Consider the following 8842-nt stretch of genomic DNA (forward strand, 5'->3'; position numbering starts at 1 on the left):
GCCCTCTCGGTGATTGGTGTCCTCAGACGATGCTCAGGCCGTAGATCGCGAGCAGTGCGAGGATCAGGACGAAGAGCAGCGGGGCGTCTCGCCGCCACAGGTGAACGGTGGCGCGGCCCACGCGGTGATCGGCGCGGCGGTAGCGGTCAAGGGCGAGCGCCTGCAGATGGCGCAGCACGCGCTGGATCGCCGGGCCGGTGACGCCGAGGGCCTGGCCGGCGCGCAGTACCAGGCCCGGCAACGGCGTCAGCAGCACCAGCACGTCCGCGGGCGGGATCGGCCACGGTCTCAGCCAGCGCCACGCGAGCACCGCCAGCACCAGTCCCGCGGCCACCGGCCACAGTGCATTGGGAAGCCCCGCCAGCGCGCCCATCCAGTCGGGCCGGATGCCCCACAGCGGTAACATGAAGACGCCGAGAACGGTGGCGGCGGTGATCAGCGCCCAACCGTGCCAGGCCGCCGGCGGCGCATCGTCGCGCCCCGCCTCCAGACGCAGCAGCCAGAGGTGGCGCGCCATCAGCGCCGTGGTGCCGGTCGCGGCAAGGCCCAGCAGCAGCGGCAGGCTGCTCCACATCTCCGGCATTGTGCTCCCGGCGGTGAGCGCGGCCTTCAGGGTCGTCTTGGTCAGCAGACCGCTCGGCATCAGGCCGACCAGGCCGAGGGCCGGAATGCCCAGGCCGATCCAGAGCCAGGTCACCGGTCGCCGGGTGCGGTGCCGAACGACCTCGGTGCCGAGGAACAGCGCCGCCTTCGCCAGCGCGTGGTGCAGCGCAAAGACGGTGATCGCCACCGCCAGCAGGGGGCCGAGTTCCGGGACGGAGAGCCAGGCCCCGATGGCCACGGAGACCATCCCCATCTGGCTGATGCTGGAATAGGCAAGCACCAAGCGCGGCCGGGTCTGGTTCACCCCGATCAGCGCGCCGCCGAAGGCCGCCACCAGCCCCGCCGCGATCACGATCGTGCCCCAGTCCTGCAGACCGGCCTGGCCCAGCGGCAGGGTCACCAGCCAGCCGAGGAGCCCGGCCTTGATCATCGCGCCCGCCAGGGCCGCCGCCACCGGAACCGGCGCCGCCGCGTAGGCCAGCGGCAGGCTGAAGTGCAGCAGTGGCAGTCCGGCCTTCACCCCGAAGCCGAGCCAAAGGCTGGCAATGATCAGATCGCGCTCCGGCGCCACGGCAATCGCCCGGGGCAGATCGGCCAGCATCGGCACCAGCGGCGCGTCGGTCAACCGCGCCGCCAGGATCAGGCCGATCAGGATCAGGGACTCGCCCAGTACCGCCAGCACCAGGTACACGCGGCCCGCACGCAGTGCGGCGCGACTGCCGTCGTGCACGATCAGGCCGTAGGCAGCGAAGGACATCAGCGCGAAGCTGGTGTAGAAGAGCGCGACGTCCAGCGCCAGGATCAGGCCGATATTGCCCGTGAGCGTGAGCAGCCAGAACACGCAGAAGCGCTCGCAGTGATCGTCCTTGCTCAGGTGTCCGCGCCCATGGATGCCGGCGGCGAACCAGATCAGTGCGGTGAAGAACAGGAAGACCTGAGTGGTCCCCGTCATGCCGATCTGTGCGCCGAACAGCAGCCAGGCGAGTTCCACCGTGGCGCCGGGCTGCCCGAACAGCGCAAGCAGCAGTGCCGGAACCGCGGCCCAGGGTGCGAGGGGGCCGATGTGCCGGCGCAGCCGCGGGAAGCTCCAGAGCACGGCCAGCGCCAGCGGTACGCCGGGTGCCAGAAGCAGTGCCACCAGTCCGACGATGCCGCTCATTGCAGATACTCACGGCTGACGATCAGTTCCGCCCAGTACAGGGGGCTGAAGGGCATGCCGGCGAGCAGGCCGGCGATCAGCGCGAAGGCGGCGGTGGCCAGGGTCGGGAACAGCAGCCATCCCGAGGTCTCGAACCAGCCCAGGGCCTTGCCTTCGCACCACACGCGGTCACGCTTGCGGAACCAGATCCGGTACAGGATCGGCAGGAAATAGGCGGCATTCAGCAGGCTGCTGAGGATCAGCACCGCCAGCACCCAGTTCATTCCGGCGCTCAGCGCGCCGATGCCCAGGTACCATTTGCTGACGAACCCGGCCAGCGGCGGGATGCCGATCATGCCCAGCGCGCCCAGCGTGAAGGCGACGCTGGTCGCGGGCATGCGCTCGCCCGCCCCGTCCAGCTCGCTGATCTTGTGCACCCCGAGGGTCTCGGCATAGTTCCCGGCGCAGAAGAACAGCGTGATCTTCATCAGCCCCTGGTGGAGCAGGTGCACCAGTCCCCCGATGGTGCCCACCGGACCGAACAGGCTGATCCCGAGGATGATGTAGGAGACCTGGCTGATGGTCGAGAAGGCCAGCCGCTTCTTCAGGTCGTCCTGGGTCAGCGCGCGCAGCGAGCCGTAGACGATGGTGATGGACGCGGCCACGGCCAGCGGTCCGAGCAGGCCCAGCGAGTAGGCAAATTCGATCCCGTAGACATCGTAGACGACACGCGCGATGCCGAAGGCCCCGGCCTTGACCACGGCCACCGCATGCAGCAGTGCGCTGACCGGCGCCGGCGCGACCATCGCCATCGGCAGCCAGGCGTGCAGGGGAAAAAGCGCCGCCTTCACGCCCAGCCCGACCACCATCATCAGGAAGATCCCGATCAGCAGCGGATGCAGCGACGGATCGAGTCCGGACAGGCTGCCTCCCGGCACGAATTCGGTATCGCCGACGAGCACGTGCAGTGCCACCACGCCGAACAGAAGCAGCGCGCCGCCCCCCAGCGTGTAGTACAGGTAGACCTGGCCCGCGCGCAGGGACTCGCGGGTGCCGCGATGCACCACCAACGGGTAAGTGGAGAGCGTCAGCAGCTCGTAGAACAGCAGGAATGTGAACAGGTTGCCGGCCAGTGCGATCCCGACGGTGCTGGCTACGCAGAGGCTGAAGAAGCCGAAGAAGCGGCTTCGGTTCGGGGCCCTTTCCAGGTAGCCGATCGCGTAGATGGTGGTGAATAGCCAGAGCAGCGACGACAGGCCGACGAACATGATCCCCAGGGCGTCCGCGCGGAGGATGAAGTCCACGCCCTCGATGATCGTGAAGCGCAGTTCGTAATCGACGTTGCGATAGACGCCGAGGATGATCCAGAGGACCAGCAGAAGCTTGAGTACCGCGGCGGCGAGGTTGAACACGCTTCGCAGCACCACCCGCGATTCCGCGAGCAGCAGGATGACCCCCGAGGCGACCAGTGAGGTCGCCAGCACGCTCAGCAGGACCAGTCCGTTCCAATCCATCAGACTGCTCCGAAGACCATGCCCACGCGCAGCCAGTGCAGCGGCACGTGGGCGGTCAGCCCGATCAGGATCGCGCTGGCCGCGAGCAGCAGCGCGATCATGTCCAGCGTCAGCGGCGGTGTGACCGAGCGGTCGATCTGGGGGCCCTCGCGGAAGGACATGCGGAAGACCTTGAAGATGTAGGCCGCGCTGAGCAGTCCGCCCAGGAAGAGCACGATCAGCCACCACCATTGACCGCTGAGGAGTGCGCTGTGCAGCAGCAGCCACTTGCCGGTGAATCCGCCGCTGGGGGGCAGACCCATCAGGCTGACGCCGGCGAGGCCGAAGCTGAACAGGGACATCGGCCGGAAGCGGCTGATCCCGATCAGATGGCTGATCTGCGGACTGCCCACCGCCAGGATCAGGTTGCCGGCACTGAGGAACAGTGCGGCCTTCGCCAGCGCGTGCGAAAACAGCATCATCAGTGTGCCGTCCCAGGCCAGTCGCGCGGCCTCGGGACCGGTATTGGTGACCAGCGGGAAGAACAGGAACAGATAGCCGATCTGGGCCACGGTGGAGTAGGCGACCAGCTGCTTCAGGTGATGCTGGCGCCAGGCCATCCAGCCGCCGTAGAACACGGCGCCCGCACCGAGCACGCCGAGGAGCCCGGCGGTGAAATCCGGCGTGACTTCCGGCCCCAGCACCAGCCATATCCGCAGCAGGATGTAGAACGAGGCCTTGATCACCAGCGCCGAGAGCAGCGCGCTCACCGGAGTCAGCGCACCGCCGTGGGCCGGCGGCAGCCAGGCATGGAGGGGAAAGAGGGCGGTCTTCAGCAGCAGGCCGACGATGATCAGCGCGAGCGCGACCTGGGTGGTGGCGTTGGCAGCGGCCGCCTCCTGCAGGCCGGCCATCGACAGCGTGCCGTAGGCACCGTAGAGAAGCGCCACGCCGAGCAGGTAGGCCAGCGAGCCGAGCAGGGCGGCGAGCAGGTAGCGCATCGCTGCGGCCAGGGCCGGGGGCGTGGCCCGCAGCGCGACCATGCCCACGGCGGCCAGCCCCATCACCTCGAGTCCCACGTAGAGGTTGAAGATGTCCTCGGCCAGCCAGATGCCGTTCATCCCGGTCCAGAGAAACCACAGCAGCGGCCAGAAGAAGCTGGTCGAGGGGGGGTGATCGCGCAGGTAGACCCGGGCGTAGAGCGCGCAGAGTCCCGTGACCAGCGTGGTCATCAGGATCATGCCCACCGCGAGGCCGTCGGCCACCAGGTTGATGCCGAGCGGCGCGATCCAGTCTCCCAGCCGGTACACCTGAGGGCCGGAGATCACCAGGCCTGCCAGCATGTCCAGGCTGGCCGCGGCCATCAGCGGCAGCCCGACGAAGATCAGGCGCGGCCGCCATGCCGGCACCGCGAGCAGGCTGAGGATCCCCAGTGCCAGCGGCAGCGCGAACAGCAGCGGGAGGGACCACAGGCCGATCACGTGTCCTCCGGCAGATCGGTGCGCCCGCTCGCCCGGTACCAGCGTCGGAAGACCACCAGTGCGAGGGCCGTGGAGGCCACCGCCACCACGATTCCGGTGATCACCATCGCGTGCGGAACGGGATCCACGCCACGCCCGTCCTGGGCCAGACCGACAAGGACAAGGAACGCGCCGCTGCCCATGATGTTGAAGGCCAGCAGCCGCCGGACAATGTGCCGGTGGGCGACGAACCCGAACAGCCCGAGCCCGAACAGCAGCACGCCGGACCAGGCGAACACCAGGTATCCGCTGAGCGCTCCGCTCACGGTTTCGGCGCCTCCTGTGTGCGGGAATCGTCCGGATCGTCGGCGTAGGGTGGGTTCAGCCGGAACAGGCTGAGCAGGGTGAGGCCGATGGACAGGGTCAGGGTCAGTTCGATCACCAGGATCAGCGTGCCGGCATGTGCGGCCGGGTAGGTCAGGAAGGGGACACCCGCCAGCATCACCAGCATGCCGATGCCGAGGAAGGTCAGGAGCCCGAGTGCGAGCCCGGCGCGCACCAGCACCGCGTTGTCGAGCCAGCCGGCGGACACCCCGGCCAGGCGCAGCAGCACCCCGGCCGCGGCCAGCACCGAACCGGCCTGGAACGCGCCTCCGGGCTGGTAGGCGCCGGCCCACAGCAGAAAGCCGGCGACGATCAGCATCAGCGGCAGCAGCCAGGCCATCACCGCCCGCAGCAGCGGATTGTCCAGGCCCATCTGCTCCGGGCGGTCGGGCTGGGCCTCGCGCAGGGCGAGGGCCACCACCACGGCCAGCAGCAGCACCGCAATCTCGAGCAGGGTGTCGTAGCTGCGGAAGTTCAGCAGTACCGCCGTGATCGGGTGCTCGACGCCGCTCTCGGGCATCGCCGAGGCGACGCGCTCCGGGAGATTCTCCACGGGCATCGGCCGTTCGAGCACGGCCCAGCCCAGGGCCGCGGTGACACCCAGGCACAGCAGGCCCGCGAAGACCACGCGCCGGATCACGAGCGGTCTTCCGGGTCGTCGACGCGGCTCCCGAACGGGCGGCGGAGGTAGCCGAGGGTATCGAGCAGCAGCACGCCGGTCAGGCCCGCACCGATCGCAGCCTCGGCCAGTGCGATGTCGGGCGCCTGCAGACGGACCCAGGCCACCGCCATCAGCAGCCCGAAGACGATGAACATGATCACCGCGCGGAACATGTCCCGGGCGATCAGGGCCAGCCCCGCGGTGATGCAGAGCGTGAACCCGAGAAGCAGATCGAGCCAGGGCATCAGCCTTTCTCCCAGTTCCGTGCCCGCCACGGGCGCACGCCCCTGCGGCGCGCGGCCCGGGCCACGAGGTAGCCGGCCGTGGCACTGGCGATCAGCGCGAGGCCCCAGACCAGCAGCAGTTTCAGTGCCACCGGCACGGAGTCGGCCCCCAGCAGCAGACCGAAGACGATCAGGCCGAGCCCGAGGTTATCGGCCTTGGTCAGTGCATGGACGCGCGTATAGACGTCGGGAAACCGCAGGATGCCGAGCGTGCCCACCAGAAAGAAGCCGACGCCCGCAAGCAGCAGCACTGCCTGCAGCAGTTCGATCAGGATCATGCCGGCGGGTCCTCCTCGGTGCCGTCTTCGGGATCCCGTCGCCATACCCGGGCGACGAAGGCCAGTACCGCCATCACCGCCAGCAGGGCCAGCACCAGCGCGACGTCGCGCAGCGCGGCGATCTGCTGCAGCTCCGCGAGCACCAGCAGCAGGCCCACGCCAGTGGTGCCGAACAGCTGGGCCGCGAGCATGCGGTCGGCGATGGTCGGGCCCCGCCAGATACGGATCAGGCCCAGCACGAGGGTCACCAGCAGCAGCAGCGCAACGGCCTCGAGCAGCCCGTTCATTGCCGACGCCCGTCTTCCGTCGGCAGCAGCTGCACCCCGAACAGCCGAGCGAGATGTGCCTCCGTCTCGCGCACGCTGCCGGCGACATCCAGCCGGGCGTCCAGGCAATGCACCTCCAGCACGCGCTGCCGGCTCAGCCGGACACTCAGGGTGCCGGGCAGCAGGGTGATGGTCAGCATCAGCCACCAGGTCGGGGCGCCCGGCGGCAGCGCCATCGGCAGGCGCAGAATCTCGGGCTGCAGAGGCAGTGACGGACTCAGGGTGCGCCTGGCCACGTCCCAGCCGGCCAGCAGGGACTGCCACAGGAAGAATCCGGCGAACTGCGGGATCTGGTGCGGCCGCAGCAGGAAGCGGGCCGGAGGGGCCAGCCACAGGCTCAGGGCCGCGGCGACCATCGCCAGCGGGAGTCCGAACCACCAGTCACTGTGACTGCCGCTGACGATCCACCATACCGCCAGCAGGATCCCGAGTCGCAGCACGTAGACGCTGACCCGGGAAGAGCGGTCCACCGCATGCCTTTGCTCCGTCATCGCGCTCCATCGTGCAGGGCCGCCCGCCATTATCCAACAGATTGCGCATATCGGCCTAGTGGGCCATGCGGAAGCTTCGGTACAGATCGCTGCGCCAGACACGCCGGCGCTGCGTTGGGCAAGCCTGAAATAGCGTGGCCATTCCTGCACTTGCCCGCCGTGCTCCGGCGTGTCTGGCTGTGCTCCGTGGTTAGCGAACCTCCCGCCCGGCCCACTGGTGGTCCATGCGCGAATAGCATCGTGGGGTGCGATGGATCATGAAACCGGTCGGGTTCCTGACACAGAATCGATGCCCCAAGCCTCGGGAAATCAACCGCCTAATCAGGAGCACTCCATGCGCACTGCGATCATCGGCGCCGGCATCAGTGGATTGACGACGGCCTTTTACCTCCGGAAGGCCGATGCCGATCGGGAAATCCACCTGTTCGATGTTGAACCCATCCCTGGCGGCACCATGCGCACGGATACCCTCAGCGGCTTCCACTTCGAGGCGGGAGGCAACGGGTTCCTGACCAACAAGCCGCACAGCATGCAGCTGGTCAAGGACTCCGGAGCGGAGGAGCTGCTGCTGCCCAGTTCCGATGCGGCACGCAAGCGCTACATCTACACCGATCGGCTGCACCAGCTCCCCGAGGCGCCGCTGCCCTTCCTGCGCACGCGGCTGATCGGGATGGGGGCGAAGCTCAGGATGGCGGGCGAATTCTTCGTGCCGAAGCGGCGCGAGGAGGGCGAAGAGACCCTGCAGGCCTTCGGCTACCGGCGGGTGGGCAAGAAATTCACCGACGTCTTCCTGGATGCGATGACCGCGGGGATCTATGCGACCACGCCCGACAAGGTATCCGTGAACGCCGCCTTCCCGCTGGTGGTGAGCCTCGAGCGCGAACACGGGGGGCTGTTCAGGGGCATGATCGCCCGGCGCAAGAAGCAGGCGGGTCCGGGCGGAATCCTGATGAGCTTCAAGGGCGGGGTCGGCACCTTCATCGAACACCTGCAGCGGACCATCCCGGCCGAGTGGCACCTCGGGGCCCCCGTGACCGAGGTGGCCCGGGAGGATGGCGGCTACCGGGTGCGCGCGGGTGACTACGAGGATGTCTTCGAGCAGGTCGTGATCAGCACGCAGGCGCACGCGGCCGCCGCGATGCTGCAAGGGATGGACGGCGAGCTCGCGCAGCGCCTCGCCGGGATCGAATACTCGCCGGTCGCGGTGGTCGGCCTCGGCTGGAAACAGCTGGATCATCCGCTGGACGGATTCGGGCTGCTGACCACCACCAGTGCGAAGCTGCCGGTGCTGGGCGTGCTGTGGGACAGCAGCATCTTCCCGGATCGCGCGCCCGAGGGCTCGAAGAGCGTGCGGGTGATGATCGGCGGTCAGCGTGATCCCGGGCTGGTGCAGCAGGACGAGGCCGGGCTGATCGCGACCGCGCGCGACGGTGTGCGCATCACGATGGGGGTCGAGCAGGATCCGGACGTGACCTTCGTGCAGCGCTGGGACAACGGGATTCCGTCCTACCGGGTCGGGCACATCGCGTCGGTCGACGCGATATTCGAACACCTGGAGCGGTACCCGGGCCTGCATCTCGGCGGCAACGCCTACCGAGGGATCGCGATGAACGACTGCGTGCGCAACGGCCGCGAACTGGCGGAGAAGCTGGCCCAGGCTGAAGGGTAGCGTCCACGCGGCTGTCCTCGTGGGAGCGACCTCTGGTCGCGATTGGTCGTGGGCA

10 protein-coding genes are annotated in these 8842 nt (G+C 68.5%); 1 reads left to right on the forward strand and 9 read right to left on the reverse strand.

Annotation, left to right across the window (positions count from 1 at the left end):
• Positions 1-22: 22 nt before the first annotated feature.
• From ACESMN_RS12550 to ACESMN_RS12590, 9 genes are read right to left on the reverse strand one after another with little or no spacing between them, the layout of a single operon-like run.
• The gene (locus tag ACESMN_RS12550; RefSeq protein ID WP_373053944.1) at positions 23-1762 is read right to left on the reverse strand and encodes a proton-conducting transporter membrane subunit; all 1740 of its coding nucleotides are present in this window, start codon (positions 1760-1762) and stop codon (positions 23-25) included.
• On the reverse strand, positions 1759-3255 hold the full coding sequence (locus ACESMN_RS12555) for a complex I subunit 5 family protein (RefSeq protein WP_373053945.1): 1497 nt from the start codon (positions 3253-3255) through the stop codon (positions 1759-1761). Before ACESMN_RS12555 ends, ACESMN_RS12550 begins: the two co-directional genes overlap by 4 nt.
• Positions 3255-4715, reverse strand: coding sequence for a complex I subunit 5 family protein (locus tag ACESMN_RS12560; protein WP_373053946.1), 1461 nt, complete (start codon positions 4713-4715; stop codon positions 3255-3257). The genes ACESMN_RS12555 and ACESMN_RS12560 overlap by 1 nt, the downstream gene beginning before the upstream one ends.
• Positions 4712-5020, reverse strand: coding sequence for an NADH-quinone oxidoreductase subunit K (locus tag ACESMN_RS12565; protein WP_373053947.1), 309 nt, complete (start codon positions 5018-5020; stop codon positions 4712-4714). Before ACESMN_RS12565 ends, ACESMN_RS12560 begins: the two co-directional genes overlap by 4 nt.
• A complete protein-coding gene (locus ACESMN_RS12570) occupies positions 5017-5718 on the reverse strand; it encodes an MnhB domain-containing protein (RefSeq protein ID WP_373053948.1) in 702 nt (233 codons plus the stop codon). Before ACESMN_RS12570 ends, ACESMN_RS12565 begins: the two co-directional genes overlap by 4 nt.
• Positions 5715-5984: a Na(+)/H(+) antiporter subunit B gene (locus ACESMN_RS12575; protein WP_373053949.1), complete on the reverse strand. Its 270-nt coding sequence runs from the start codon at positions 5982-5984 to the stop codon at positions 5715-5717. The genes ACESMN_RS12570 and ACESMN_RS12575 overlap by 4 nt, the downstream gene beginning before the upstream one ends.
• Positions 5984-6301 carry a monovalent cation/H(+) antiporter subunit G gene (gene mnhG / locus ACESMN_RS12580; protein WP_373053950.1) on the reverse strand — a complete coding sequence of 106 codons (318 nt, stop codon included), beginning with the start codon at positions 6299-6301 and terminating at the stop codon, positions 5984-5986. Before mnhG ends, ACESMN_RS12575 begins: the two co-directional genes overlap by 1 nt.
• Complete coding sequence (locus ACESMN_RS12585; RefSeq protein WP_373053952.1) at positions 6298-6588, reverse strand: monovalent cation/H+ antiporter complex subunit F; 291 nt, start codon at positions 6586-6588, stop codon at positions 6298-6300. The genes mnhG and ACESMN_RS12585 overlap by 4 nt, the downstream gene beginning before the upstream one ends.
• Positions 6585-7118 (reverse strand): Na+/H+ antiporter subunit E, encoded by a 534-nt coding sequence (locus ACESMN_RS12590; RefSeq protein ID WP_373053953.1) that lies wholly within the window; start codon positions 7116-7118, stop codon positions 6585-6587. The genes ACESMN_RS12585 and ACESMN_RS12590 overlap by 4 nt, the downstream gene beginning before the upstream one ends.
• 334 nt (positions 7119-7452) lie before the next feature.
• On the opposite strand from ACESMN_RS12590, the gene hemG reads away from it, so the two are divergent.
• Complete coding sequence (gene hemG, locus ACESMN_RS12595; RefSeq protein WP_373053954.1) at positions 7453-8787, forward strand: protoporphyrinogen oxidase; 1335 nt, start codon at positions 7453-7455, stop codon at positions 8785-8787.
• Positions 8788-8842: the final 55 nt, after the last annotated feature.

This window comes from Thioalkalivibrio sp. (genome assembly GCF_041690275.1).
Classification (GTDB): Bacteria; Pseudomonadota; Gammaproteobacteria; order Ectothiorhodospirales; family Ectothiorhodospiraceae; genus Thioalkalivibrio.

Excerpts from the sequence above, each read along its gene's own strand:
- ACESMN_RS12575 (WP_373053949.1), bottom strand. The coding sequence starts at position 5,984 with ATGCCCTGGCTCGATCTGCTTCTCGGGTTCACGCTCTGCATCACCGCG.
- hemG (WP_373053954.1), top strand. The coding sequence starts at position 7,453 with ATGCGCACTGCGATCATCGGCGCCGGCATCAGTGGATTGACGACGGCC.
- ACESMN_RS12555 (WP_373053945.1), bottom strand. The coding sequence starts at position 3,255 with ATGGATTGGAACGGACTGGTCCTGCTGAGCGTGCTGGCGACCTCACTG.
- ACESMN_RS12590 (WP_373053953.1), bottom strand. The coding sequence starts at position 7,118 with ATGACGGAGCAAAGGCATGCGGTGGACCGCTCTTCCCGGGTCAGCGTC.
- mnhG (WP_373053950.1), bottom strand. The coding sequence starts at position 6,301 with ATGATCCTGATCGAACTGCTGCAGGCAGTGCTGCTGCTTGCGGGCGTC.
- ACESMN_RS12550 (WP_373053944.1), bottom strand. The coding sequence starts at position 1,762 with ATGAGCGGCATCGTCGGACTGGTGGCACTGCTTCTGGCACCCGGCGTA.
- ACESMN_RS12585 (WP_373053952.1), bottom strand. The coding sequence starts at position 6,588 with ATGAACGGGCTGCTCGAGGCCGTTGCGCTGCTGCTGCTGGTGACCCTC.